General features: G+C 65.8%; 26 protein-coding genes. 7 read left to right on the top strand and 19 right to left on the bottom strand.

Annotation, left to right across the window (positions count from 1 at the left end; genetic code table 11):
• Positions 1–53: 53 nt before the first annotated feature.
• From ACH488_RS10335 to ACH488_RS10325, 3 genes are read right to left on the bottom strand one after another with little or no spacing between them, the layout of a single operon-like run.
• Positions 54–1,601 carry a molybdopterin-dependent oxidoreductase gene (locus ACH488_RS10335; RefSeq protein ID WP_397324002.1) on the bottom strand — a complete coding sequence of 516 codons (1,548 nt, stop codon included), beginning with the start codon at positions 1,599–1,601 and terminating at the stop codon, positions 54–56.
• Positions 1,598–2,788: a sensor histidine kinase gene (locus ACH488_RS10330; RefSeq protein WP_397324000.1), complete on the bottom strand. Its 1,191-nt coding sequence runs from the start codon at positions 2,786–2,788 to the stop codon at positions 1,598–1,600. Before ACH488_RS10330 ends, ACH488_RS10335 begins: the two co-directional genes overlap by 4 nt.
• Positions 2,775–3,503, bottom strand: coding sequence for a response regulator transcription factor (locus ACH488_RS10325; RefSeq protein WP_397324083.1), 729 nt, complete (start codon positions 3,501–3,503; stop codon positions 2,775–2,777). The genes ACH488_RS10330 and ACH488_RS10325 overlap by 14 nt, the downstream gene beginning before the upstream one ends.
• Positions 3,504–3,689: 186 nt before the next feature.
• On the opposite strand from ACH488_RS10325, the gene moaA reads away from it, so the two are divergent.
• Both moaA and ACH488_RS10315 read left to right on the top strand, forming a co-directional pair.
• Positions 3,690–4,811, top strand: a complete 1,122-nt coding sequence (moaA, locus tag ACH488_RS10320; RefSeq protein WP_397323999.1) for a GTP 3',8-cyclase MoaA — start codon at positions 3,690–3,692, stop codon at positions 4,809–4,811.
• Between the two features lie 4 nt (positions 4,812–4,815).
• The gene (locus ACH488_RS10315) at positions 4,816–5,082 is read left to right on the top strand and encodes a MoaD/ThiS family protein (protein ID WP_397323998.1); all 267 of its coding nucleotides are present in this window, start codon (positions 4,816–4,818) and stop codon (positions 5,080–5,082) included.
• A 3-nt stretch (positions 5,083–5,085) separates the two neighbouring features.
• Here ACH488_RS10315 and ACH488_RS10310 read toward each other — a convergent pair whose 3' ends face one another.
• The 8 genes from ACH488_RS10310 to truB all read right to left on the bottom strand — a co-directional run bounded on the left by ACH488_RS10310 (position 5,086) and on the right by truB (position 12,861).
• Positions 5,086–5,577 (bottom strand): DUF1579 domain-containing protein, encoded by a 492-nt coding sequence (locus tag ACH488_RS10310; RefSeq protein WP_397323996.1) that lies wholly within the window; start codon positions 5,575–5,577, stop codon positions 5,086–5,088.
• 100 nt (positions 5,578–5,677) lie between these two features.
• Positions 5,678–7,030: a M16 family metallopeptidase gene (locus ACH488_RS10305; RefSeq protein WP_397323995.1), complete on the bottom strand. Its 1,353-nt coding sequence runs from the start codon at positions 7,028–7,030 to the stop codon at positions 5,678–5,680.
• Between the two features lie 76 nt (positions 7,031–7,106).
• Positions 7,107–9,356, bottom strand: a complete 2,250-nt coding sequence (locus tag ACH488_RS10300) for a polyribonucleotide nucleotidyltransferase (protein ID WP_397323994.1) — start codon at positions 9,354–9,356, stop codon at positions 7,107–7,109.
• Between the two features lie 236 nt (positions 9,357–9,592).
• Positions 9,593–9,862, bottom strand: a complete 270-nt coding sequence (gene rpsO / locus ACH488_RS10295; RefSeq protein WP_387433932.1) for a 30S ribosomal protein S15 — start codon at positions 9,860–9,862, stop codon at positions 9,593–9,595.
• Between the two features lie 157 nt (positions 9,863–10,019).
• Entirely contained in the window at positions 10,020–11,003 is a 984-nt protein-coding gene (locus ACH488_RS10290; protein ID WP_397323993.1) for a bifunctional riboflavin kinase/FAD synthetase, read from the bottom strand.
• A 105-nt stretch (positions 11,004–11,108) separates the two neighbouring features.
• A complete protein-coding gene (locus ACH488_RS10285; RefSeq protein WP_397323991.1) occupies positions 11,109–11,555 on the bottom strand; it encodes a hypothetical protein in 447 nt (148 codons plus the stop codon).
• A 2-nt stretch (positions 11,556–11,557) separates the two neighbouring features.
• Positions 11,558–11,911: a hypothetical protein gene (locus ACH488_RS10280; RefSeq protein ID WP_397323990.1), complete on the bottom strand. Its 354-nt coding sequence runs from the start codon at positions 11,909–11,911 to the stop codon at positions 11,558–11,560.
• Between the two features lie 2 nt (positions 11,912–11,913).
• Complete coding sequence (gene truB / locus ACH488_RS10275; protein WP_397323988.1) at positions 11,914–12,861, bottom strand: tRNA pseudouridine(55) synthase TruB; 948 nt, start codon at positions 12,859–12,861, stop codon at positions 11,914–11,916.
• Between the two features lie 34 nt (positions 12,862–12,895).
• On the opposite strand from truB, the gene ACH488_RS10270 reads away from it, so the two are divergent.
• Positions 12,896–14,050, top strand: a complete 1,155-nt coding sequence (locus tag ACH488_RS10270; RefSeq protein WP_397323987.1) for a pyridoxal phosphate-dependent aminotransferase — start codon at positions 12,896–12,898, stop codon at positions 14,048–14,050.
• Positions 14,051–14,091: 41 nt separating this feature from the next.
• On the opposite strand, the gene ACH488_RS10265 is transcribed toward ACH488_RS10270, so the two are convergent.
• The 4 genes from ACH488_RS10265 to ACH488_RS10250 form a co-directional block, all read right to left on the bottom strand.
• Positions 14,092–14,574: a nucleoside deaminase gene (locus ACH488_RS10265; protein WP_397323986.1), complete on the bottom strand. Its 483-nt coding sequence runs from the start codon at positions 14,572–14,574 to the stop codon at positions 14,092–14,094.
• 73 nt (positions 14,575–14,647) lie between these two features.
• Entirely contained in the window at positions 14,648–15,151 is a 504-nt protein-coding gene (rbfA, locus tag ACH488_RS10260) for a 30S ribosome-binding factor RbfA (protein ID WP_397323985.1), read from the bottom strand.
• A 77-nt stretch (positions 15,152–15,228) separates the two neighbouring features.
• Entirely contained in the window at positions 15,229–18,096 is a 2,868-nt protein-coding gene (gene infB / locus ACH488_RS10255; protein ID WP_397323984.1) for a translation initiation factor IF-2, read from the bottom strand.
• A gap of 152 nt (positions 18,097–18,248) precedes the next feature.
• Positions 18,249–18,500 carry a YlxR family protein gene (locus ACH488_RS10250; RefSeq protein WP_397324082.1) on the bottom strand — a complete coding sequence of 84 codons (252 nt, stop codon included), beginning with the start codon at positions 18,498–18,500 and terminating at the stop codon, positions 18,249–18,251.
• Between ACH488_RS10250 and ACH488_RS10245 the strand changes: the two genes are divergently transcribed.
• The gene (locus tag ACH488_RS10245) at positions 18,420–18,650 is read left to right on the top strand and encodes a hypothetical protein (protein WP_397324086.1); all 231 of its coding nucleotides are present in this window, start codon (positions 18,420–18,422) and stop codon (positions 18,648–18,650) included. The two genes, ACH488_RS10250 and ACH488_RS10245, sit on opposite strands and share 81 nt — an antisense overlap.
• A gap of 89 nt (positions 18,651–18,739) precedes the next feature.
• On the opposite strand, the gene nusA is transcribed toward ACH488_RS10245, so the two are convergent.
• Both nusA and rimP read right to left on the bottom strand, forming a co-directional pair.
• The gene (gene nusA / locus ACH488_RS10240; RefSeq protein ID WP_397323982.1) at positions 18,740–19,720 is read right to left on the bottom strand and encodes a transcription termination factor NusA; all 981 of its coding nucleotides are present in this window, start codon (positions 19,718–19,720) and stop codon (positions 18,740–18,742) included.
• A complete protein-coding gene (gene rimP, locus ACH488_RS10235; RefSeq protein WP_397323981.1) occupies positions 19,720–20,331 on the bottom strand; it encodes a ribosome maturation factor RimP in 612 nt (203 codons plus the stop codon). Before rimP ends, nusA begins: the two co-directional genes overlap by 1 nt.
• 105 nt (positions 20,332–20,436) lie before the next feature.
• On the opposite strand from rimP, the gene ACH488_RS10230 reads away from it, so the two are divergent.
• From ACH488_RS10230 to ACH488_RS10220, 3 genes are read left to right on the top strand one after another with little or no spacing between them, the layout of a single operon-like run.
• Positions 20,437–21,489, top strand: a complete 1,053-nt coding sequence (locus ACH488_RS10230; protein WP_397323979.1) for a DUF4439 domain-containing protein — start codon at positions 20,437–20,439, stop codon at positions 21,487–21,489.
• Positions 21,490–21,540: 51 nt separating this feature from the next.
• Complete coding sequence (locus tag ACH488_RS10225) at positions 21,541–22,269, top strand: VIT family protein (RefSeq protein ID WP_397323978.1); 729 nt, start codon at positions 21,541–21,543, stop codon at positions 22,267–22,269.
• Positions 22,270–22,318: 49 nt separating this feature from the next.
• A complete protein-coding gene (locus ACH488_RS10220; RefSeq protein WP_397324081.1) occupies positions 22,319–23,311 on the top strand; it encodes an aminoglycoside phosphotransferase family protein in 993 nt (330 codons plus the stop codon).
• Between the two features lie 3 nt (positions 23,312–23,314).
• On the opposite strand, the gene ACH488_RS10215 is transcribed toward ACH488_RS10220, so the two are convergent.
• On the bottom strand, positions 23,315–24,109 hold the full coding sequence (locus tag ACH488_RS10215) for a sulfite exporter TauE/SafE family protein (RefSeq protein ID WP_397323977.1): 795 nt from the start codon (positions 24,107–24,109) through the stop codon (positions 23,315–23,317).
• Entirely contained in the window at positions 24,106–25,917 is a 1,812-nt protein-coding gene (locus ACH488_RS10210) for a proline--tRNA ligase (RefSeq protein WP_397323975.1), read from the bottom strand. Before ACH488_RS10210 ends, ACH488_RS10215 begins: the two co-directional genes overlap by 4 nt.
• Positions 25,918–25,946: the final 29 nt, after the last annotated feature.

The following is a 25,946-nucleotide window of genomic DNA, read 5'->3' as shown; positions in this document are numbered from 1 at the left end:
GCAGTTTGCACGCTTGGGATCCGGAGTTGTCCGGACCTACCCAGAGTAGGGCCTCAAGCCACCTTCAGGTTGATCGTGTGGTAGCCGGTGGCTCCGTCGGGGGCCACGGGGGCCCGGTTTTCGCTTTGGGGCTCTCCGGTCACGTCGGTGGCCCGGACCTGGACCTCGTAGTCTCCTTGCGCCAGGTCGATTCCCAGTTGCCACTGGTACCACGTGTCGTTGGAGATCCCGGCTGCCAGCGTGGCCTGTTGCCAGGCTCCCCTGTTGACGCGCAGCTCCACGCGGCTGATCCCACGATGTTGCGCCCACGCTACGCCGCCAAACCGGACTGTTCCTGCCTTGGCCGTCCGGCCACTGCGGGGTACGTCGATCCGTGATTGCGTCTTGATGGGCCCGTGGTCGCTCCAACCGCGCGTCGACCAGTACGCGGTGTCGTCGGCGAAACGGGTCACTTTGAGTTCGGTGAGCCACTTGGTGGCCGAAACGAACCCGTAGAGTCCCGGCACGATCATGCGGACGGGGAAGCCGTGCTCCAAGGGCAGCGGCTCCCCGTTCATGCCCACGGCCAGCAAGGCGTCCCGGTCATCGGTGAGGGCTTCGAGCGGCGTGCTTGCGGTCCACCCGTCATTGCTCGTGGAGAGCACCATGTCCGCTCCGGGTTGGGGGCCTGCCATGGCCAGGAGTTCACGGACCGGCCAGCCGAGCCACAGTGCGTTGCCGATCAACTCTCCGCCCACCTCGTTGGAGACGCACGCGATGGTGATGTGCCGGGCCGTCATGGGTTTGGTGAGCAGCGTGGCGAAATCGATCTCGACTTCCCGTTCCACCATTCCCGTCACTTTAAGCTTCCAGGACGGTGGATCAATGGCCGGAACGGTCAAGGCAGTGTCGATCCGGTAGAAGTCCTGGTTGGGGGTAACCAAGGGGCTGATGCCGTCAACGGCCAGGGAGGCTCCAGCGGGGACCGGCTGCGGTGCGGTCACGGCGGACGGCAGCGTCAGCGAATCACGGAAGCCCGAGGCGACCGCGGCGGCCCGGGTGAGGACCACTGTGACGACGCCGGCCACGGCAGCGGCTATGGAGGTCACGGCCATGGCATTGAGGAAGCTGCGGCGCGCCAGCGGTCCCGGCTCGCCGGCAGGCTCCTTCGGGTCCTCCGTCGGAGCCCATTCCACCAGCCGCCGCACGAGCGTCCGGAGCAACACCATGGTCACCACGGCGGCAACGATCGGGGCAAACCCGGCTTGCGGCGTGGATTGGGCCCGCGTCAGGACGGCCGTGAGCCCGGCGATGCCCGCGAGGCCGGCCAAGGCCAGTCCCAGGCCCTTCCGACGGCGTTCCAGCACGCCTGCTACGGCGGCAAGGACTGCAGCCACGAGCACAATCGAGGCAACCAGCACAATCTTGTCTGCCGTTCCGAAAAGCTGAATCACAAAGTCCTTCACTCCCGGGGGAACGGCATCGATCACCGCGCCGCCCAGTGCAGTGACCGGCGAGACCAACGGACTCAGCAAGCCTGCAGTGAGCTCCCCTGCGGCGATCCCGGCGGCACCGGCAACAACTCCTGCCCCGGCTGCCCAGCTTCCGGCCCTTCTGCTCATGAAGTCCCTCCCTGGACATTGTTCGCTGCAGTACCTCCGCCTGCCGGCAGTGAGAGCGCAAAGCGGCAACCGCCGTCGACGTTTTCCACGCTGACACGGCCTCCGTGGGCTTTCACGATCCCTGCCACCATGCTCAAACCAATCCCGGCCCCGCTGTAACTCCCCTGCCGTCCGGCTGCGCTCCCCCGGGCGGGGTCCTTCTGCCAACCGGTCTCGAACAGGTGCGGCAGGTCTTCGGCCGGGATTCCCCCGCAACGGTCCTGCACGGCAACCACCGCGTGGCCATCGTCCCGGCCCACGGTCACATGCACGTCGGTATCAGGCTTGCTGTAGATGATGGCGTTCAGCAGGACGTTCCGGAGCGCCCTTGCCACGCTTGGACCGTCAGCGACTGCCATGCATTCCCGGTCGCCACCGCCGTCCAGCGTGATGCCGCGTTTCGCCGCCAAGGGAGCTACATCGGACAAGGCATCACTCACGAGGTCGTAGAGGTCCAGGGGCTCGGCACGCAACTGCAGCGAGCCGGCCTGGATTTTCGACAACTCGAGGAGGTCGTTGACCATGGCAGTCATCTGCTCGGTTTGGCCGATGATCTTCCGGTAGTAGGCGGAAACGTCCGAGGCCATGCCGTCTTCCAGGGCCTCTGTCATGGCGCGCATGCTGGCCAGCGGAGTCCGCAGATCGTGGGAAATCCAGGAGACCAGTTCCCGGCGGGCGGTCTCGATCGCGGCTTCGCGTTCCCGTGACTCCGCCAGGCGCCTGCTGCTGGCCTCCAGTTCCTGCGCGAGTCCGGCCAGCTCGGACGTCATGGCGGGGGCGGCCTTGTGCTGGCTGTCCGCGGCCTCCAGGGTTTCCCCACGGCCCAGCCTGCGGGCGGCGTCCACCAGCCGGGCGGCGTTCCGTGACACCCCGGCGCCCAGCATGAGGGACAACGTCACCGCGACCACGGAGGCCATGGCAAGGATGTACCACATGACTTCGAGGTCCCGGGCGGAGATGAACATGGCATTGAAGACGCTGACCATGCCCGCCACAAGCACGGCGACGGTTGCCACCACCACCAGGCAAATCTGTGCCAGGACCGAGGCCCGCCGCAGGGCGCGGAGCAGGAACAGGGTGGCCGTGCCGATCACCACGGCCCAGAGAAGCACCCATGCGAGGATGGTGGCCAGTTCATTGCCCTGCAAGGCCGTCTCCTGAATCGAAGCGGTAGCCGACGCCCCACACCGTCTTGAGCAGTTCGGGTTTGGTGGGGTTGTCCTCGATCTTTTCGCGGAGCCGGCGCACATGGACCGTCACCGTGGAGAGGTCCCCGAAGTCCCACCCCCAAACAGCCTTGATGAGCTCCTCACGGCTGAAGACCTGGTTGGGCCTCCGGAGCAGGAACGCCAGGAGATCGAATTCCCGCACGGTCAACGTCAAGGGTGTCCCGTGGTGGGTGACCGTTCGGGATGCCGGGTCCAGGACGAACCCGGCCAGCTCCACGGTGGGTTCGGGCGCGTACTCCTTGACGCTTCGGCGAAGCACTGATTTCACGCGGAGAACGAGCTCACGCGGCGAAAACGGCTTGGTCACGTAGTCGTCCGCTCCCATTTCCAGGCCCAGTATCCGGTCGTCTTCAGTGCCGAGGGCCGTCACCATGATGACGGGCACGCTCATGCTCAAACGCAGCCGGCGGCAGACTTCCACGCCGTCGAGCCCAGGCAGCATCCGGTCGAGGATGACCAGGTCCGGCTGCCGGCCCGCCGCGAGCTTGAGGGCCGTGAAGCCGTCCCCGGCGATATCAACCTGGAAGCCTGCTTTCAACAGATAGTCACGGACCACTCCGGCGATGGTCTCTTCATCCTCCACCAGGAGGATGCGGCGGTTTCCGGTTTCCGCCGCTGGTGCTGCCGATTGCATGGTCACGCTTTCAGCATAGGTTCGCTGCCCGGGCGCAGCACCCGAATCCGGGCCGCGGACGGCAAGCGTACGGATTCCGTAAGAACTGGCTGTACCAGCCGGATATGACTGCGCGGACAGGTCCAATGCGTGGACTGCGAAGTGGCCGGTGTCACGGATCACGTCCGCTTGCCGTAGCCTTGATATATGAGTGTTCAGCTGGGGATGCCGCCGCTTCCCGGAGGGAACGGCGCGGGTCCGGTACCGCCGCCGCGTCCGGCCGGCACGCCTGCCGGGCTCTGGGACCGCTACGGCCGCCGTGCCACTGACATGCGGTTGTCCCTGACCGACAAATGCAACCTGAGGTGCACCTACTGCATGCCCGCGGAGGGCCTGGAGTGGCTTTCCAAGCAGGCCGTCATGACCAAGGATGAGATCGTCCGCATTGTCCGCGTGGGCGTAGAAGCCTTGGGCGTGCGGGAACTGCGGCTTACGGGCGGCGAGCCCCTGGTCCGAGCGGACCTCGTGGAGATCATCACGGCCTTGCGCAGCGGGCATCCGGACCTGCCCATCTCGATGACCACCAATGGTGTTGGCCTCGACAAGAAGGCCAAAGCACTGAAGGCCGCCGGCCTGACCCGCATCAATGTCTCCCTCGATTCCCTGCACGAGGAAACGTTCACCAAACTGACGCGCCGGCCTTTCCTGGACCGGGTCCTGGCCGGCGTGGATGCCGCCTGGGCAGCGGGCCTGGGACCGGTGAAGCTGAACGCCGTGCTGATGCGGGGAATCAACGACGCCGAATCCCCGGACCTCCTCGCCTGGGCCCTGGACCGCGGCTACGAGCTGCGGTTCATCGAGCAGATGCCCTTGGACGCGGACCACGGCTGGACCCGGCGCAACATGATCACGGCGGTCGAGATCCGCGGGTTGATGTCCGAGCGCTTCGTGCTCAGTGCCGATCCCCGCGAACGCGACGGCGCGCCTGCCGAGCGTTTTGAAGTACGACGCCGGGACGCGGCTTCCGGTGAAGCCACCGGTCCGGTCCTGGGCACCGTAGGTATCATCGCCTCGGTCACGGAGCCCTTCTGCGCCGACTGCCGGCGCACCCGCATCACCGCCGAAGGCAAGATCATGAGCTGCCTGTTCTCCCACGAAGAGTTCGACCTGCTGGGCCTCCTCCGCCAGGGCGCCACGGACCAACAGCTCGCGGAACGTTGGCAGGACGCCATGTGGGTCAAACCAAAGGCCCACGGCATGGACCACACCGGACTGGGTGCACCCGACTTCGTGCAGCCGGACCGCAGCATGAGTGCAATCGGAGGCTGAACCCTTGCTCGTCCGTTACTTCGCGGCCGCACGCGCGGCAGCGGGACTCGAAGAAGAAATCCACGAACTGCCGGAAGGCACCAGTCTGGAGGCACTGCTGGAAGCGGCACTCGCCGTCGAACGTCCGCGGCCGCCGGAAGGCACTCCGTCATTGTCCCGGGTTGTGGCGCGCAGCAGCTTCCTGCGCAACGAAGTGGCTGTCCGGGACCATGCGGTGCCGCTGGGCGCCGATGACATCATTGATGTCCTGCCCCCCTTTGCAGGCGGCTGAGGCTCAGTCCCTCCGGAAGACGCTTTTCAACAGCGGCCTGAATGCGGGCCTGCCCTCCCCTCGCTTCGCTTCCAGCCGGAGCTCCGCGGTGTGCACCAGGACATCGTCCTCGATGCGGAAGGTGTGGCGGGCCACGCCGTCGTCCGTCCTGCGTTCCAAGGTCAACACGCCCGCTGACCACAGTCCCCGCACGGGCGCCGCGGGCGGCCGGCCCATGCTGTCCACGTAGTACCACAACGTGCCACCGTGGCTTGGGTCCACCGTGAACATGCCGTGCCCCTCCAGGTGGGTGCCATCGGGTTCCCGATGGCGGTAGCTCTGCACCACCGCATGTCCCCCGGCTGCCACGGTGAAAACCACCTCGGCTTCCGCAGTGCGCGCCGGACCCCAGGGCGAAGACGCAATCTCGGTCAGTCCGCGCCAATGCCCGATGAACGGGCGCAGCAGTCCAGCAGCGCGTCCGGCGTCCGGATGATCCCGGGATGGCTGGTCCATGGCGACTCCAACGTTCGGCCTTAAAGTACTCGGCCCTAAAGGACAAGGCAGCATGATCGTGTGATCATGCTGCCTTGCCGGAAGTCCTGAGTCCAGAGGGTCACACGGCCTGGAGGCCGAAGGTCTCGTTCTCTTCGAAAGGCCCGACGACGGTGATGGTCCGGGGAGCTGCGGCGAGTTCGCGGGCGAGTTCCTGCACTTCATCCACCGTGACGGCCTTGATCCGGTCCAGGGTCTCGTCAATGTCCTGGAATTCTCCGGAGACCAGTTCAGCCCGGCCCAGGCGGGACATCCGGGAGCCGGTGTCTTCCAGGGCCAGGACTATCCCTCCACTGAGCTGGCCTACGGCCTTGCGCAATTCTTCTTCCGTGATTCCATCGGCAGCCAATTTATCCAGTTCCACGCCCAGGAGTTCCAGGACCTGGGTGACCTTGGACGGTGTGCAGCCGGCGTACATGCCGAAGTAGCCAGCATCGGCATAGGCAGCCGTGAAGGAATAGGTGGAGTAGACGAGTCCGCGCTTCTCCCTGATTTCCTGGAACAGGCGCGAGGACATTCCGCCGCCAAGGACGGCATTGAGCACGCTCATCACGAACCGCCGGTCATCGGTGGCCACGATCGTGGGGCAGCCCATGATGATGTTGGCCTGCTCCACGGGACGCTTGACCACGTGGAGGCCGGCAGTCCCGGTGATGACGGCGCGATCCGTGGCGCGGCGGTCCACGGGAGCGGCTGCGGTGTCCAGCTCCCAGCCCGCCGATTCGAGTGCTTTCTGCACCAGCTCGCAAACGACGTCGTGGTCCAAGCCACCGGCTGCCGTAATGACGAGTTCTTCGGGGCGGTAATACCGCTGGTAGTGCGCCCACACCGAGTCCCTGGCCACGGCCTTGATGGCGTCCGGGGTTCCACCTATGGGACGGGCCAACGGGTGGTTGCCCAGGACCGCTGCCACGAACTTCTCGTGGGCCACATCCGTGGGGTCGTCGCTGTCCATGGCGATTTCCTCGAGGATGACGTCCCGTTCCTGCTCGAGTTCGGCAGGATCCAGGACGGCACCGGTGATCATGTCCGCGATCACGTCGATGGCCATCGGCAGGTCGGTGTCCAGGACCCGCGCGAAGTAGCACGTGCTTTCCTTGGCCGTCGCCGCGTTGGATTCGCCGCCAACTTCGTCGAAGGCCGAGGCGATTTCCAGGGCGGTGCGGCGCTTGGTCCCCTTGAACAGAAGGTGCTCCAGGAAGTGGGTGGAGCCATGCTGGCCCTCGGCCTCATCCCGCGAACCTACTGCCACCCAAAAACCGATCGTGGCCGAACGCTGCCCCGGCATCGCTTCCGTGAGGACACGCACGCCGCCGGGAAGGACCGAGCGCCGCACGACGGAACCGCCCTCGGCGCCATGGATCAATTCGCCGCCGGGAAGCGTCTGCTGCAGGGGCAGGGGTACGACAGTCATTCAAACCTTTCAGATAAGCCGGAAGGGCCGGTGGACCTTTAAGCCCACCGGCCCCTTCAGGGTACTGCTTTGCAGACTACTCTGCGGATGCCTCAGCGGCCTCGGCCGGAGCGTCCTCGGAAGCGCCTTCTTCCTCGGCAACAACCGGGGAGAGGGACAGCTTGCCACGGTCGTCGATCTTGGTGATCTCAACCTGGACCTTTTGGCCCACGGAAACGACGTCCTCCACGTTGTCCACGCGCTTGCCGTTGGCCAGCTTGCGGAGTTCGGAGATGTGCAGCAGGCCGTCCTTGCCCGGGGTCAGGGAAACGAAAGCGCCGAAGGTGGTGGTCTTGACGACCGTACCCAGGTAGCGCTCGCCGATTTCCGGAACCTGCGGGTTGGCGATGGCGTTGATGGCCGAACGCGCAGCGTCTGCGGAAGGACCGTTGGTGGCGCCGATGTACACGGTGCCGTCATCTTCGATGGAGATGTCCGCGCCGGTGTCTTCCTGGATCTGGTTGATCATCTTGCCCTTGGGGCCAATGACCTCGCCGATCTTGTCAACGGGGATCTTCACTGCGATGACGCGCGGTGCGAACTCGGAGAGCTCGTCCGGGGTGTCGATCGCTGCGTTGATGACCTCGAGGATGTGGAGGCGGGCTTCGCGGGCCTGCTTCAGGGCTGCTGCCAGCACGGAAGCGGGGATGCCGTCGAGCTTGGTGTCCAGCTGGATGGCCGTGACGAACTCGGACGTACCGGCAACCTTGAAGTCCATGTCGCCGAAGGCGTCTTCGGCGCCGAGGATGTCCGTCAGTGCTGCGTAGCGGGTCTGGCCGTCAACCTGGTCGGAAACCAGGCCCATGGCGATACCGGCAACAGCGGCCTTCAGGGGCACACCTGCGTTGAGCATGGACAGGGTGGAGGCGCAGACCGAGCCCATGGAGGTGGAGCCGTTGGAGCCCAGTGCCTCGGAGACCTGGCGGATGGCGTAGGGGAACTCTTCGCGGGTGGGCAGGACCGGAACCAGGGCGCGCTCAGCGAGGGCACCGTGGCCGATTTCGCGGCGCTTCGGGGAGCCAACGCGGCCCGTCTCACCGGTGGAGTACGGCGGGAAGTTGTAGTTGTGCATGTAGCGCTTGCGCGTAACCGGCGACAACGAATCGATCTGCTGCTCCATCTTGAGCATGTTCAGCGTGGTGACACCCATGATCTGGGTCTCGCCGCGTTCGAAGATGGCCGAACCGTGAACGCGGGGAAGGACCTCCACCTCGGCTGTCAGCTGGCGGATGTCCGTCAGGCCACGGCCGTCGATGCGGATTTGGTCCTTGAGGATCCGCTGGCGCACAACGTGCTTGGTGACCGAACGGAAAGCAGCGGAAAGCTCCTTCTCGCGGCCTTCGAAATCTGCGGCGAGTGCGCCGAGGACTTCATCCTTGAGCTCGTCCGAGGCGTTGTCGCGATCCTGCTTGTCGGCGATCTGGAAGACGGCAGCCAGCTTGTCGGCGGCGGCAGCTTCCACAGCGGCGTAGGCGTCATCCTGGTAGTCGAGGAAGACGGGGAACTCCACGGTGGGCTTGGCGGCGCGTGCAGCCAGGTCGGCCTGTGCCTCGCACAAAGCCTTGATGAACGGCTTGGCAGCCTCGAGGCCCTCGGAAACAACCTCTTCGGTGGGAGCGGTTGCGCCCTGTTCCTTGATGAGGTTCCAGGAGTTGTCCGTGGCTTCGGCTTCGACCATCATGATCGCGACGTCGTCGCCTGCGATGCGGCCGGCGACAACCATGTTGAAGACAGCGTTCTCAAGCTGCGAGTGCTTGGGGAAGGCCACCCACTGCGAACCCTGCTCGTCGGCGATGAGGGCAACGCGCACGCCACCGATCGGGCCGGAGAACGGCAGGCCGGAAAGCTGCGTGGACATGGAGGATGCGTTGATGGCAACGACGTCGTAGAGCTCGTCCGGGTTGATGGCCAGGACGGTGACGACGATCTGGACTTCGTTGCGGAGGCCCTTGACGAAGGCCGGGCGCAGCGGGCGGTCCATGAGGCGGCAAGCCAGGATGGCCTCGGTGGACGGACGGCCTTCGCGGCGGAAGAACGAGCCCGGGATGCGGCCCGCGGCGTACATGCGCTCTTCGACGTCGACCGTCAGCGGGAAGAAGTCGAAGCCTTCACGCGGCTGCTTGCCCGCGGTGGTGGCGGAGAGGAGTGCGGTGTCGTCATCGATGTAGACCATCGAAGCGCCGGCGGCCTGCTTTGCAAGGCGGCCGGTTTCGAAGCGGATGACGCGCTTGCCGAAACGGCCGTTGTCAATGATCGCTTCGGAGAACTGGATTTCGGGACCCTCCATGAGAGTCACCTCCGTTTCTGTTAGCGGAAGTCCGCCGCATCAACCCAGGCCCCTTCTTTATTACTGGCCTGTACTACACCCGGTCATCGATCGAGACCCACGGGCTGCACCGTCTCCGGTGCCCATCCCGGGAATCACTACCGAGGACCGCGAATGCGCGATGCGGTTGATTCCTGTTTTTAGTTGTTGAAGAAGGCGGCCCGTTCCGCAAGGGACCGGGCCGCCCGAAAGGCAGACTAGCGGCGCAGGCCGAGACGCTCGATGAGCGAACGGTAGCGGGCGATGTCGGTGTCCTTCAGGTAGGAAAGCATGCGCTTGCGGCGACCAACCAGTGCGAGCAGGCCGCGCTGGGTGTGGAAGTCGTGCTTGTGCGCCTTCATGTGCTCAGTCAGATCCTTGATCCGCTGGGTCAGGACTGCAACCTGTACCTCGGGCGAACCGGTGTCGCCTTCAGAGGTTGCGTATTCCTTGATGATGGACTGCTTTACAGCGGCGTCAAGTGCCACGTGAACTCCTAGAGTTGTGCCGTGCTTCCCGATGCAGCGCCTCGCTGACGGGTTGCTTCCAGTGCGTCACCGCACATAAAAACAGGTCCAGCTGCCACGGACTGCGGCCGGAACCATTCATCAGTTTACCGGCAGGTAAGCGGTGTTGTCGAAAGCGCTAGCGTTGGGCCAGAAGCTCGTGGGCCTGGGCAACGTCGAGGTTCATCTGTTCCACCAGCGCCTCCGGCCCCCGGTAGGCCACCATGCCGCGCAGTCGCTGGGTGAATTCCACTGCCACGGTCTGTCCGTAGAGGTTGAAATCCTCCACTTTCTCGTGTGGACGATCTATCACGTGGGCCTCCACCTGCCGGCTCACGCCGTCGAAGGTGGGGTTGGAACCTACGGAAATCGCGGCCGGCCACCGGGTGCCTGCCTGGTCGATCAGCCACCCTGCGTAGATCCCGTCAGCGGGTACGTAGCCGGTGGAATCGTGGGCCAGGTTGGCCGTGGGGAAGCCAAGGTCACGGCCACGGGCGGCACCATGGACCACTTCGCCGCGCATGCGGTGCGGCCGGCCCAGCACAGCGGCCGCCGTGACGACGTCGCCTTCGGCCAAGGCATCACGCACCCAGGTGGAAGAACAACGGCGGTCGGCATCGCCGTCGTGATGCACCGGGAAGCCTCCCGCGCCGAACTCGTTGACCACCTGTACGCTGAAGCCCAACTCGTCGCCGAGTTCCTGCATGGTGTCCACGTCGCCCACGTTGCCCGCACCGAAGCGGAGATCGTGCCCCACCACCACGTGGGCTGCGCGGAGGCCGTCCACCAGGATGTCCCGGACGAATTCCAAGGGCGTCATGGCCGCAAGGTCAAGCGTGTACTTCATGACCAGGACGGCATCCACACCCGTGGATCCAAGGGCGTCGAGCTTGTCCTGGAGGCCCATGATGAGCTCGGGCGCGGACTCAGGCCGGTGCACCTGTGCCGGATGGGGATCGAACGTGACAGCGACGGCAGGAATGCCGTGGCGCCTGGCCGTCCGGGTCAGTTGGGCGAGTACGTGCTGGTGTCCCCGATGGACGCCGTCAAAGTTGCCGATGGTGACGACAGTCGGTCCGAAGTCCGCGGGGACTTCAGTGGGATCGTTCCAGATGTGGACCATCAACCTCGCCTTTTACTGCTGATTTTCGTTGCACCCGGCAACCATCCGGCGCCGGAACATTCTAAGGTTACCCGCAATGCCCCACTGCTGAGGGACGGCCGCGGATCAGGAGGGCCGGCGGCGGTTCAGCCAGAGCAGGCCCAGCACAGGGAGGACCAGGGGGACGAAACCGTAGCCGCGGCCAAAGAGGGACCACACAGTATCGTGCGGGAACGCCACCGGATCGAAGAGGCTCACGGCCCCCACCACCAGGACGCCCACGAGTTCCACCAGCACGGCGGTCAAGGACACCTTGAACCAGGTCCGTCCGGGCTTGGCCAGAGAAATGGTGGCCACGATGTACACCAGGGCGGCGAAGGCCGAAAGGATGTGCGCCAAGGGGGCCTCGGAGAACTTGGTGGCGATCTGGTACCCGGCGCGGGCCGTGGCCGAGAGGGCAAAGACGGCGTAGACCGCGATCAGCAAACGGCCCGGACCCGTGTTGCGGGTGTCCTTCTTCTGCTTTCCGGAGGCTTCGGTCTCGGTTCCAGTCACGTCGTGTTCTTCTTTCAAGGTCAGTACCAGATCTGGTTCATACGCGCCGCCATGACCAGGGCGGTGACGCCCACGGCAGCCAGGACAAAGTTGCTCCACCGGGTTCTTTCGAGGATGGACCAGTACACGGCGCCCAGCGGGATCATGAGCGCGGTGATGAGGTAGCCCCAGAATTCCCAGGGCTCCCCCGCCATCTGCTCCCCCAAGGCAACACGGACGATCGAGCCGACGAGGTACACCAGCAATGCGGCTTCGACGGCCAGCACCGAAAAGATGGTGACATCGTTGGGAGCCTTCTTCAACAGGCCGGCCACTACGCATGTGATGGTGGAAACCAGCCCGACGATCAGGATGGAGTAGAAATACCAGTCCATGGTTATTTGCCCGTCCCGGTTCCCGCTCCGGCACTTGTCCCCGGACCCGTGCCCGGAGCAAAGACCAGGACGGGTTTGGCGAAACTTCCGGCATCGGCGAGGAGCGCAACAAGCTCACCCGACGGCGCGAAGGCTGCGGCGGGATTCTCGACCGTAGCAGCGTTGGCGGAACCGGCACCCGGTCCGGCGGCAATCCGGCGGCCAAAGGAAATCTCGGTGGTTTCGTCCTCGGTGAGGTCGCGGTTGGGCATCAAAGCCCGTGCAGCGACGGACATCTCCAGCACGTCAAGCTCATCGGCCAGTTGTTCAAGGGTCCGCGCCTGCTCGATGCCGTACGGACCCACCTGTGTGCGGCGCAGCGCTGTGAGGTGTCCCCCCACGCCCAGCGCGTTCCCGAGGTCGCGGGCCAGGGCACGGATGTACGTGCCGGACGAGCACTCCACGGTGACGTAGACGTCCACTACCCTGCCGCCGTCGATCTTTTCCATGCCGTGGACCTCAAAACGGTGGATGGTCACCGGCCGGGCGGCCAGCTTTACTTCCTCGCCGGAGCGCACGCGGGCGTAGGAACGCTCGCCGTTGACCTTGATGGCGCTGACGCTGCTGGGCACCTGTTGGATGGGGCCGGTCAGGGCCACTACACCTGAGGCGATCGCGTCATCGGTGATGTCCGCGGCGCTGCGGGCCTCGGTGACTTCGCCTTCAGCGTCGTCGGTGATGGTGCTTTCGCCCAGCCGGATGGTGGCGGTGTAGGTCTTGGACGTGCCCACGATGTACGTCAACAGGCGGGTGGCCTTGTTGATCCCGATCACCAGGACTCCGGTAGCCATGGGGTCGAGCGTGCCTGCATGGCCCACTTTCCGGGTACCGGCCAGCCGCCGCATCCGTCCAACCACATCATGGCTGGTCCATCCCTGCGGTTTGTCAACGATCACCAGTCCAGAAAGCACGCTTACCAGTATATGGGTGGCTAGGATGGCTCCCATGCCTGAGCTTGCCGAGCACGTCCGCGACGTCCCCGTGAACCAGATCCGCGAAATCACCGAGGCGGCGTGGTCCACTCCCGGCGCGATTGTCCTGAGCATCGGCGAACCGGGGTTTCCGCTGGCCCGGCACGTCCTGGATGCCGGAATCGCTTGCCTGGACCGGGATGAGACCAACTACACTCCCAACGCCGGCATCCCGGCACTGCGCGAAGCGTTCGCCGCAAGGTTCCGGGCACAACAGCACGTGGACGTAGGCGCTGAACGGGTCTACGTGGTGGACGGCGCCCAGCAGGGCCTGCACTTCGTGATGAGCATGCTCCTTGCGCCCGGCGACGAAATCCTGATTCCGAACCCCGGCTACCCCACCTTCGCCATGACGAGCCACCTCCTGCATGCGGTCCCCGTGCGCTATCCGTTGTATCCGGAGAACGACTTCCAGCCGCATATCGAGGACATCGAGGCACTTATTTCGCCGCGCACCAAGGTGCTGATGCTGAACTCGCCGTCCAACCCCCTGGGCGCGGTGATCGGCGAGGACGCGATGCGCCAGTTGGTGGAATTGGCTGCCAAGCATGACCTGTGGGTCATCTCCGACGAATGCTACGAGGCCTTCACATTCGACGTACCGCACGTGAGTCCGGCCCGCTTCGACAGCGACGCTCCAGGCAAGGCGAGGGTCTTTACGTCTTTGACGTTGTCCAAGACCTACGGGCTGACGGGCCTGCGCATCGGCGCACTGGTCTGTCCGCCGGGGTTGGAGAAGACCATGAACAACGTGATGGAGTCGATCGTCTCCTGCGTCGCTTCGCCGTCCCAGTACGCGGCCCTGGCGGCTCTGACCGGCCCGCAGGACTACGTCGAAGAAGCGCAAAGGCACTACCGGGGCAACCGCGACGCGGCCTCGGCCATCCTTGCGGCCAAGGGAATTCCGTTCCTGGGAGCCCAGGGCGCCTTCTACCTGTGGGCCGATGTGTCCCATGTGAGCGGCGGCAACGTCCGGGCGTGGGTGCGCAGCTTCCTGGCCGAGTCCGGCGTCGCCTTCGCACCCGGGACGGCTTTCGGGTCAATTGGCGAAGGCTGGATCAGGATTGCCTTGTGCGGCAGCCAGGCGGAGCTGCTCGACGGCGTCTCCCGCCTGCCTGCCCGGGCGTAAGTGGCACGGGGCTGCTGAACCGGGACGCCGCCGTCGGGCGTTCAGTAGCCGGTGCGTCCGGCGTGGCTCCGCCACGCGTCGAAAGGCGAGTCGGCGGAGGCCAAAGGCGAATGCTCCACGGGGAGCAGCTCGGGGCGTTCCCCGGCGAAGTATTCATAGAACAGGGCGTCGTCGAAGCCCGCACGCGCGGCACCGTGCCGGTCCGCGGCAAAGTACACGCGACCGATCCTGGCCCATAGGGTGGCGGACAGGCAGAGCGGGCACGGTTCGCAACTGGCATAGAGCACCGAACCGCTGAGATCGAAGGTTCGGGTCTCCGCCGCTGCCCTGCGGATCGCTACGACCTCCGCGTGGGCCGTAGGATCGTTGTCCCGGGTGACACGGTTCACTCCCTCATGCACTGCGCCATCCGGCGTCACCACGACGGCGCCAAAGGGCCCACCGCCGTCGGATACGTTGCGGACGGCAAGCCCGATGGCACGTTCAAGGTATTCGTTCCGCTGCTGGTCACTGTGAGCCGACATGCTCCGATCTTAGCGATGCCGGGCAGCAGAAAGGCCGGTTCCCTGCACGGGAACCGGCCGTTCGCGGTGTTTGCTAGCGGTTGGCGTCCTCGTCGAGGTCGTCGTCGTCGGAGAGGTCGGTGTCCTCTTCGTCGAAGTCGTCTTCGTCGATCTCGTGCGCGGAGTCGCCCTTGTAGGGATCGGCCTCGCCCGCGTGCTTTGCCCCCGCAGCCAAGGCGGCTACTTCGGCGTCGCGGCGCTTGGCCTCGCGCAGCAGTTCCTCAAGGTTCGAGGCGTTGACCGGAATCTGGTCGGCCACGAATTCGAGGGTGGGCGTCAGCCGCACAGTGATGTTGCGGCCAACTTCCTGCCGCAGGACACCCTTGGCCTTCTCCAAGGCCTTCGCAGCGTCCGCGTGGGCAACCTCGTCGCCGAACACCGTGTAGTAGACGGTGGCGTGCTGGAGATCGTTGGTGACGCGGGCGTCGGTTACGGTGATGGGCTCGACCCGCGGGTCCTTGACCCGACGGCCGAGTGCCTCGGCAACCACCACCTTGATCCGTTGTGCCAACTTGGCAGCGCGTGCCGGATCAGCCATGACTTCCTCCTGGAAAGTAGAAACGGGAACGGAACGGGCCCGCCGGGAAACCCTGGCGGACCCGCTCCGAACGGAACCTAGACGCGCGGCTTCTCGCGCATCTCGAAGGTCTCGATGATGTCGCCTTCGGAGATGTCGTTGTACGAACCCAGGCCAATACCACACTCGAAGTCGGTACGGACTTCGGTGGCGTCGTCCTTGAACCGCTTGAGGGTCTCGACGGTGAGGTTGTCACCGATGACCTTGCCGTCGCGGCTGACGCGTGCCTTCGTGTTACGGCGGATGATGCCCGTGCGGACGATCGAGCCGGCGATGTTGCCGAACTTGGAGGAACGGAACACTTCGCGGACCTCGGCGGTACCCAGCTGGACTTCCTCGTACTCCGGCTTGAGCATGCCCTTGAGGGCCATCTCGATGTCATCGATTGCTGCGTAGATGACGGAGTAGAAGCGCATGTCCACGCCTTCGCGGTCGGCCAGTTCGGCCACACGCTCGGCAGGCTTGACGTTGAAGCCGATGATGATGGCGTTGTCCACCGTCGCCAGGTTGACGTCGTTCTGCGTGATGGCACCCACACCGCGGTGGATGACACGGAGCTGAACGTCGTCGTCTCCCACGTCGATCTTGAGCAGGGCGTCTTCGAGGGCTTCCACGGCACCGGAAACGTCACCCTTGAGGATGAGGTTGAGGGTGTCGATCTTGCCTTCGGCGACGGCCTGGTCGAAGTCTTCCAGGCTGATGCGCTTGCGGCGCTTGGCCAGGGCGGCGTTACGGTCCGCAGCTTCACGCTTCTCGGCGATCTGGCGGGCCGTGCGCTCATCCGGCGTCACCAGGAAGGTGTCACCTGCACGCGGCACGTTGGACAGGCCGAGGACCTGGACGGGGCGGGACGGCAGGGCGACATCGAGTGCCTCGCCGTTCTCGTCGAACATCGCACGGACACGGCCGTGGGCCGTGCCGGCAACGATCGTGTCGCCGACGGCCAAGGTACCGGACTGCACCAGGACGGTGGCCACGGAACCGCGGCCCTTGTCCAGGTTCGCTTCGATGGCAATGCCTCGAGCGTCCTTGTCCGGGTTGGCACGCAGGTCCAGGGCAGCGTCCGCGGTGAGGAGGACGGCTTCGATCAGTTCGTCGATGTTGAGGTTCTGGCGGGCAGAGACCTCCACGAACATGGTGTCGCCACCGTATTCCTCGGGAACCAGGCCGTACTCGGTCAGCTGGCCCTTGACCTTGTCAGGGTTGGCGCCTTCCTTGTCGATCTTGTTCACGGCAACCACAATCGGCACCTCGGCGGCCTGGGCGTGGTTCAACGCTTCAACCGTCTGCGGCATGACGCCGTCGTCGGCTGCGACCACCAGGATCGCGATGTCCGTGACCTTCGCACCACGGGCACGCATGGCGGTGAACGCCTCGTGACCCGGGGTATCGATGAAGGTGATGTCGCGCGGAGTGCCTTCGTGGACGTGGCTGATCTGGTAAGCACCAATGTGCTGGGTGATGCCACCATGCTCGCCGGCCACAACGTTGGAGTTGCGGATGGCGTCAAGGAGGCGGGTCTTACCGTGGTCAACGTGGCCCATGACAGTCACTACCGGCGGACGCGCTTCGAGGACGTCGTCGCCTTCGGCATCCAGTTCGCCCTGGAGGTCGATGTCGAACGAGTCGAGCAGCTCGCGCTCTTCGTCTTCCGGCGAGACAACCTGCAGCTTGTAGCCGAGTTCGGCACCAAGCAGTGCGAAGGTGTCTTCGTCGAGGGACTGGGTAGCCGTTGCCATTTCACCGAGGTGGAACAGCACGGTCACCAGCGAGGCCGGGTTGGCATCGATCTTCTCGGCGAAGTCGGTGATGGAGGAACCACGGCGCAAGCGGATGATGGTCTCGCCATCGCCGCGGGGTACGGTCACACCGCCCAGCGACGGAGCGCTCATCTGCTCCAGTTCCTGGCGCTTTGCGCGCTTCGACTTGCGCTGCTTGCCACGGCCTGCACCGCCCTTGCCGAAGGCGCCCTGGGTGCCACCGCGACCGCGGCCACCCTTGCCGAAGCCACCGCCGGCGGGAGCTCCGCCACCGGTGCCTCCACCAGGAGCACCACCCGGACGGCCGGGACCACCCGGACGGCCGGGACCACCGGGACGGCCACCCGTGGGGGCCGGACGCTCAGTACGGTTGGGCATCATGCCCGGAGTAGGACGGTTTCCGCCAGGGCCACCGCCGGGACGCGGAGCGCCCGGGCGGGGAGCACCGGGGCGCGGAGCACCCGGACGCGGACCGCCGGAACCGGCTGCCGGGCGGGGTCCGCCTGCACCGGCCGCGGGACGCGGACCACCGGGGCGTTCGCCTTCAGTGCGGCCGCCCGGCCGGGGCATGCCCTGGGACGTTGCAAACGGGTTGTTGCCCGGACGCGGCGGACGCTCACCATCGCCACCGCGGCCGCGGGGCATGCCCTGCGAGGTGGCGAACGGGTTGTTTCCGGGGCGCGGACCACCGGGGCGCGGAGCCTGGCCGCCGCCGGAACGTCCCTGCGACGGGGCGTCTGCCTTGGGAGCAGGACGGGCGCCGGGCTTTGCGGACACCGGGGTGGAGGCTGCCGGAGCAGCCGGGGTTGCCGGTGCTGCGGGGGCCGACGGGGCGGGAGCAGCAGGAGCTGCAGGGGCCGCCGGAGCCGAAGCGGCCGGAGCCTTCGGGGTTGCCGGACCCGGCGCCGGAGCGGCCGGACGGGACGGAGCCGGTGCTGCGGGACGGTTTGCAGCGGGGGCGGCGGGTGCTGCCGACTTTGCGGCACCTGCACCCGGGTAGGCGTCGCGAAGCTTCTTCACGACGGGGGCCTCAATGGTTGAAGAGGCGGAGCGAACGAATTCGCCCAATTCCTGCAGTTTGGTTACTGCATCTTTGGAAGTGATACCGAGCTCTTTGGCGAGCTCATGTACGCGGACCTTGGCCACATTTCTCCTGTCTCGGTCCGCACCGAGCCAGGCACGAACCGTCTACTTCTTACTGCGGGCCCTTGCCGCTTCCACGGCGGAAAGGCCCTTTGCAGAGCGCAACAAAGTTGTCATCGTTACGCACTCATCGCTGGGAACTCATCGGGTTTCCATCAGATTTCTGACCCGCTTTCAGGTTTGGACGGTTTTCCCGTGGCGGCCGGGGCCTCCACAAGTGGCATGCCGGACATGAAACGTTCGACGGCGGTGGTTTCGGTTACGCCCGCAAGGGCCCTTCCGAAAGCGCGCCGCTTGATCGCCAATGCCAGGCACTTTTCGTTGGGATGCAGCCACGCACCCCTGCCGGCCATCCGGCGTCGTTCATCCACTACGACAACGGGGGAACCGCTGCCCTGGGCGACCAGCCGGACAAGCTCGGACCGGGAGCCATGCTTCCGGCATCCGATACAGGTGCGAACAGGCCCAGCCGCGTGGCCATGGCCGTGCTCAGGCAGTTCAGCCACGATGTGTCCCACAGCTGCGCATGCCCCTCTACGAACGGATACCGGACGTAAGCCCGGTTCCATCTATTCTAGCCCCCTGCCCCTGACAGCCGAAACCGGGGGTCCATCCAGCGCGGCGCAGACGCGCCGCACCGGCTCCCCTAGTCGGTCTTCGCCGGCGCGGCGTCAGAGACGATGTCGATTCGCCAGCCCGTCAGTTTCGCCGCGAGGCGGGCGTTCTGGCCTTCCTTGCCGATGGCCAGTGAAAGCTGGTAGTCCGGGACCACCACGCGGGCGGACCGTGTGGCCTCGTCCGTGATGGTGACCGAAGTCACCCTCGACGGCGACAGCGAGTTGGCGATGAAGGTGGCGGCATCGTCGCTGAAATCGACGATGTCGATCTTTTCGTCGTTGAGTTCGGTCATGACAGCGCGGACACGCGAACCCATTTCACCGATGCAGGCACCCTTGGCGTTGACGCCGGCAGCGTTGGCCTTCACCGCGATCTTGGTGCGGTGACCGGCTTCGCGGGCCAGGGCCACGATCTCCACCGAGCGGTCCGCGATCTCCGGAACTTCCATTTCGAAGAGCTTGCGGACAAGCCCGGGGTGCGATCGGGACAAGGTGATGGAAGGCCCCTTGGCTCCGCGGTGGACATCCACCACGAAGGCGCGGAGGCGGCTGCCGTGGAGGTACTTCTCGCCGGGGACCTGTTCCGGCGGCGGAAGCAGCGCCTCAACGGTGCCGAGGTTGACCTGGATCATGTGCGGGTTGTTGCCCTGCTGGATCATGCCTGCCACGAGCTCGCCTTCGCGGCCCTTGAATTCGCCCAGCACGTTGTCATCCTCAACATCGCGCAACCGCTGGAGGATGATCTGGCGCGCGGTGCTGGCTGCGATGCGGCCAAAGCCGGCCGGGGTGTCCTCGAACTCGCCCACGGCCTCGCCGTCGTCGTCCAGTTCGGTGGCCCAAATGGTGACGTGGCCGCTCTTGCGGTCCAGTTCGGCGCGGGCCTTCTCAAAGGCGCCGGGCGTCTTGTGGTAGGCCACCAGCAAGGCTTGCTCGATGGTGGGGATCAGGAGGTCCAGCGGGATTTCACGCTCACGCTCCAGGAGCCTCAGTGCGCTCATATCAATATCCATTAGGCCTCCTCGGAAGGTCCATTGTGTTCGTCTGCCAGCCCGGCCTCGTGGAGGTGGCTGAATTCAATCTCGACTTTTCCGTGGCGGATCCTGTCGAAAGGAATGGTGATGGGGTCACCCTGCTTGGGCTTCATGCCCTTTTTGACCTCATGCTCGGGGATCAGCGTCACGGCATCATCCTGCACCGAGGCGATGCGGCCAGTGAGGTTCTCGCCCTGGATGACGTTGACTTTGACCATCCGCCCGCGGGCGCGATGCCAGTGGCGGGGTTCGGTCAGGGGGCGGCCCACGCCGGGTGAGGAAACCTCGAGGTCATAGGGGCGCCCGTCATCCTGGGGGTCGTTGTCCAGGATGTCGGACAGGCCGCGGGAAACGTCCGCGATCGCATCCAGGCTCACTCCCCCGGTTTCTTCCTGCGGGAGGTCCACCACGACGTGGACGGTACGGTGCGAGCCTGCAACGTGGATGGCAACATCCTCGAGGTAAAGCCGGTTGGCCAGGACAGCCGGTTCCAGCAGGGCCTTGAGCCTGCTTTCTTCCGGGTTGCGGATGGTGGCCGTCGAGTTGGTGTCAGTACGGTCTGTTGAAGTCGTGGCTTCCGAGTCACTCACGCTGCCCGCCGCCTCCCGATAGATGTTGTTGTGACTACTAGCCTAACGATTTTCAGAACAACATGGTGCACGGAGTTCGCCGCACACGTGACACCATGGTGTGTTGTGAACGAGCAAACAAGTGAAAAACGGCCGCCCCGCCACTGGGTCCGGTTTGCGCTCGTTTCGATCGTCGCCCTGCTCGTGATCGGCACCGGAATGGTCCTTCTTCCCCGGGATTCCGGGCAACCGGCGGCCGTTCCCTTCTCGGAGACAGCACGGAGCGGCGCCTTCAACGACGCCCTTGCGCTTCGTGATTCGGCTTCCTCGCTCGCTGCCGCGCCCTCCTCCGGTATCGGAGCCGGCACCTGGACGGGTTCTGTGACATTGCTGACAACCCATGCCCGGGCCCTGTTGTCCCCGGTAGCATCCGGTACTCCCTCCCCCGTTTCCAGCAGTGCTCGTGCCCCGGAACCCACGGCGTCTTCCTTCATCACGGACCTGGCCGCGAGCGGCCGGAAGCGGCTCGAGGACGCCAAGCAGGCCGACGCCGGAACCGCCCGGCTGCTCGCCGCCGTCGGGATCGCCCAGGTCCTGGACGCCGAACGGCTGGCAAGCCTGTTGAAGCTCCCCGTCCCCTCCGCAGGTCCGGACAGGAAAGCCACAACGTCCGGGCAGGCAAGGACCTCGTGCCCGTCGGTGAGCCCGACGCCGGAGCCCACAGCAGCCACGACGGACGCCGCCCTGGCCGCCGCTGTGCGGTCCGAGCACCAGGCCGTCTACGTCCACCAGGTAGCACTCAAGCGCCTGGATGCCGCGGCCGCGGTGACGGCCGCCAAGGCGCTCACCACCCATGAGCGCCTCCTGGAACAGGCGGAATCCCTCACCCGGCTCAATTGCGGTGACGTCCCCAACCGGGAGGCCGGCTACAGCCTCTCAACGCAGTTCGCCGGGGACCCTGCTGCGGCACTGGGCACTTTGGAAAGGGAATCCCTGCCGGTGTTCGGCGATCTCGTGGCCCTGTCCACCGGTCCCACCCGGGAGTGGGCCGTGGAAACGCTGCTGGCCGCTGCCCGCCGCGCTGCAGCGTGGGGTTCTGCCCAGACGTCGCTGCCGGGACTCAAGCTCGACGACGGCGACCTGCCGCAGCTGCTTTCCCCCGCTTCCAGCCGGGGATAGGCCAGCCTAGCCATGCTGGCGGAGACGGCATGGCGGTGCTTGGCTGGGTGCATGGCCTCAGCAGAACCTGCCACGATGCACGGGAACGAACCACACCGCGACGACCTCGCCCACCGGCTCAATTGGCTGCGTGCCGGCGTCCTCGGGGCGAATGACGGAATCGTCTCGGTCGCAGCGATCGTGGTGGGCGTGGCCGGTGCAACCACCAACACGGGCCCCATCCTGGCCGCCGGGACTGCCGGGCTGGTAGGTGGTGCGATTTCCATGGCCCTGGGCGAATACGTCTCCGTGAGCAGCCAGAGCGACACCCAGAAGGCCCTCATTGAAAAGGAGCGCAGGGAGCTCGCCGAACAGCCTGAGGAAGAGTTGGAAGAGCTCACCGCGATCTACCAGGCGAAGGGCCTCAGCGCTGCGACCGCCCGCACCGTGGCCCGCGAGTTGACCGAGCATGATGCGTTGGCCGCCCACCTGTCCGCCGAGCTGAACATCCAGGAGGACGACATCGTCAGCCCATGGAATGCTGCTTTCGCTTCCGCGGTTGCCTTCACGCTCGGAGCCATCCTGCCCATGCTGGCCATCCTCCTTCCGCCTCCCGGTCTTCGGGTGCCCTTGACGTTCGCCGCAGTGCTGCTCGCCCTGGCGGTCACGGGTGCCGTCGGAGCGTGGATCGGCGGCGCCTCCAGGTTCCGGGCGGCTGCGCGGGTGGTCCTGGGCGGTGCCCTGGCGCTGGCCGCGACGTTCTCCATCGGCAGCCTGTTGGGCGCCAGCGGCGTTTTCTGACGGCCCGGGAGCTCCGCGGCGCTAGGCTGATCGCGTGAGAATCCACGCCATGGTCCCCATCCCGGGCGACCTGCACGCCAGGTACAACCGCGACTCAGCGGGTCGTGACTGGCTGGCAAGCCTGCCTGGGCTCATCCGGGACTCCCTGGACCGGTGGGACCTGACGGTTGACCTGGCCCCGGGAACTGAACCGTGGAGCGGCCATGGAGCTTTGGTGGTTCCGGTCCTCCGGGACCACATCCAGGGCGCCCTCAAGATCGCCTACCCCCATGACGAAGCCTTGGTGGAGCGGCATGCGCTGACCCTGTGGGACGGCCACGGGGCCGTACGGATGCTGGAGTCGGATGCAGGCAGTTGCTCCATGCTGCTCGAGCGCCTTGATGCCTCTGCCTGGCTGCAGGACTCTCCCCTGGACGTGGCCCGCGATGCCTGGGGTGGCATTGTGCGCCGCCTCTCCATCAGCCCTGACGAGCGGCCGCAGTGGCGTGCGTTCGAGCACGTGGCGGCGACGGCGGAGCGTTGGAGCGATGAACTGCCCCAGGATTGGGAACAGCTCAACCGCCCCTTTCCCCGCTGGCTGTTGGAGGCAGCCCTTGAGGTCTGCCAGACCCGGGGAGCCGTTGGCCGCCGTTCCAGCAGGGACGTCCTGGTACACACCGACCTGCACTATATGAACATCCTTGCGGAGCGTGACGGCGGCGAATACCTTGCGATCGACCCGCAGCCGCAGGTTGGCGAAGCCGAGTTCGCGGTCGCCCCGGTCCTGTGGAACCGCATCAAGGACCTCCCGCGCACCTCTCCGGAGGCTGCCTTGCGGGAGCGGTGCGCCGACTTCAGCCTCGCCGCGGGCCTGGACCCGGAAACCGCCCGGCAATGGGGTGTGGCGAGGGAAGTGGAAAATGCACTGTGGTACGCCCGGAAACCGGGTCATGCCAGCGATCTGGCCCGTTCCCTCTGGGTGGCCAGCACGCTCGCGGGCAAAGCGTTGGCGGACCTCCCGTCCGCGCACGACCTCCCCGGTCCCGGCGAAGCGGTCACCTGAGGCCTACGCGAAGTTGTCGTTCCAGACGTCCACGCCGAGCTTGATGATGAGCGCGGCAACCACGATCAGGAAAACGATGCGGACAAAGCTGCTACCCCTGGCCACGGCCGTCCGGGCACCGAGGTAGCCGCCGGCCATGTTGGACAGGCCCAGCACCAGCCCCAGTCCCCACAGCAGGGAGCCGTGGGGCAGGAAGAAGATCAACGCCCCGGCGTTGGTGGCCATGTTGACGATCTTGGCCTTGGCGCTGGCCTCCAGGAAGGCGTACCCCATGGCCGACACCAGGGCGATGACCAGGAACGAACCGGTTCCCGGGCCAATCAGGCCGTCATAAAAGCCGATGGCTGCCCCGATCAGGCATGCCACCACATAGTGTTTGTGGCCATCGTGCCGAAGCGCCGTCAGCTCGCCGGCATTGGGGCGCAGTGCCGTAAAGATTGCGACGGCGATGAGCGCCACTACGATGATGGGCTTGAAGACGCTGGCCGGCAAGGACGCTGCCAGGATGGCTCCGCCAAAACTTCCTGCCAAGGCGATGACGGCCATGGGGATGGCTGTTTTGAGGTCGGGACCGACGCGGCGGTAGAAGGTCACGGCACTGGTAGTGGTACCGAAAATCGAGCCCATCTTGTTGGTGGCCAGGGCCTGGACGGGCGTGATTCCCGGGACGAGGAGCAGTGCGGGAAGCTGGATCAGTCCCCCGCCACCCACCACGGCGTCAACCCAGCCAGCAGCGAATCCAGCCACCACGATCAGGATGACCGTGGTGAGCTGGATCGACTCGAAGCCGGAGATCAACGGCCGCGGACGGCGTTGACCACGTAGTCCACGGCCTTGTCCACCGACACGTTCTCGGCGTCGCCGCTGCGGCGGTCCTTGATCTCCACGACGCCGTCAACCAGTCCGCGGCCCACGGCCAGGATGGTGGGGACGCCCAGGAGCTCGGCATCGCCGAACTTCACGCCCGGGGAAACCTTGGGGCGGTCATCGTAGATGACGTCCAGTCCGGCGTCCTGCAACTCGGCGGACAGCTTCTCCGCGGTCTCGAAGATTTCGTCGCCACGGCCAACAGCCACCACGTGGACGTCGGCGGGGGCCACGGTTCGCGGCCAAACCAAACCACGGTCATCATGGTTGGCTTCGGCGAGGGCTGCGACGGCGCGCGTGACACCCACGCCGTAGGAGCCCATGGTCACCACTACCTGCTTGCCGTTCTGGTCCAGCACCTTGAGGTCCAGTGCCTCGGCGTACTTGCGGCCCAGCTGGAAGATGTGGCCCATTTCGATGCCACGGGCGGTCTGCAGCGGACCCGAGCCGTCGGGGGCCTCGTCACCGGCACGGACCTCCGTGCTTTCGATGACGCCGTCCCACGTGAAGTCGCGTCCGGCAACGAGCCCAAAGACGTGCTTTCCGTCCTGGTTGGCGCCGGTGACCCAAGCCGTTCCGGAGACCACGCGGGGATCGACCAGGAACAGCAGCTTCGAAGAACCTTCAAGGCCAAGGACGGGTTCTTCCAAGGACAGGCCCGGGCCGATGTAACCCTTGACGAGCCACGGCAGCTTCTTGAGGTCTTCCTCGTTCGCAGCCTCGAGCTGGATCTCTCCGGCGATCGGCAGGAAGGCGCCGATGTTCGCTTCAACCCGCTTCAGGTCCACGGCGCGGTCGCCCGGAACGCCGATGACGACGATCTGGCGCTCACCAGTGGGCAGCGTGACGGCAAGGACGACGTTCTTGAGCGTGTCAGCGGCAGTCCAGGCGCCGCCGTCGGCCTCGCTGCGGGGCGAGAGCTGGTTGGCTGCGTTCACCAGCGTTTCGATGGTGGGGGTATCCGGGGTGTCCAGCACCTCCGCTGCGGGGGCATTGCTGAAGTCGATGTCGGCCGGAACAACCGTGGTGACGGCCTCGACGTTGGCGTAGTAGCCGCCTGCGGAGCGCACGAAGGTGTCCTCGCCGATCTCCGTGGGGAAGAGGAACTCTTCGCTCTTGGAGCCACCCATGGCACCGGCCGTCGCGGCGACCGGAATGACTTCCAGGCCGAGCCGTTCGAAGATCTTGAGGTAGGCAGCACGGTGGGCCGCATAGCTGGCGTCCAGGCCGGCGTCGTCCACATCGAAGGAGTAGGAGTCCTTCATGATGAACTCGCGGCCGCGGAGGAGGCCCGCCCGGGGACGTGCCTCATCGCGGTACTTGTTCTGGATCTGGTAGATGCTCAGCGGCAGGTCCTTGTAGGACGAGTACAGGTCCTTGACCAGCAGCGTGAACATTTCCTCGTGCGTGGGTGCCAGGAGGTAGTCGGCGCCCTTGCGGTCCTGGAGGCGGAAAAGGCCTTCACCGTATTCGGTCCAGCGGTTGGTGGCCTCGTAGGGTTCGCGGGGAAGGAGGGCCGGGAAATGCACTTCCTGTGCACCGATGGCCGCCATCTCCTGGCGGACGATCTCCTCCACCTTGCGCAGCACGCTCAGGCCCAGCGGCAACCAGGTGTAGATACCGGGGGCGGCGCGGCGGATGTAGCCGGCTCGGACCAGGAGCTTGTGGCTGGCCACCTCGGCATCGACGGGATCTTCGCGCAGGGTGCGCAGGAACAACTGGGAAAGGCGAAGGACCACGGGTACCTATCCGTTTCTATGGCAGTCAG

The organism is Paenarthrobacter sp. NPDC018779, assembly GCF_044391085.1.
Taxonomy (GTDB): Bacteria; Actinomycetota; Actinomycetes; order Actinomycetales; family Micrococcaceae; genus Arthrobacter.
This window is presented reverse-complemented; position numbering and strand designations above follow the sequence as displayed.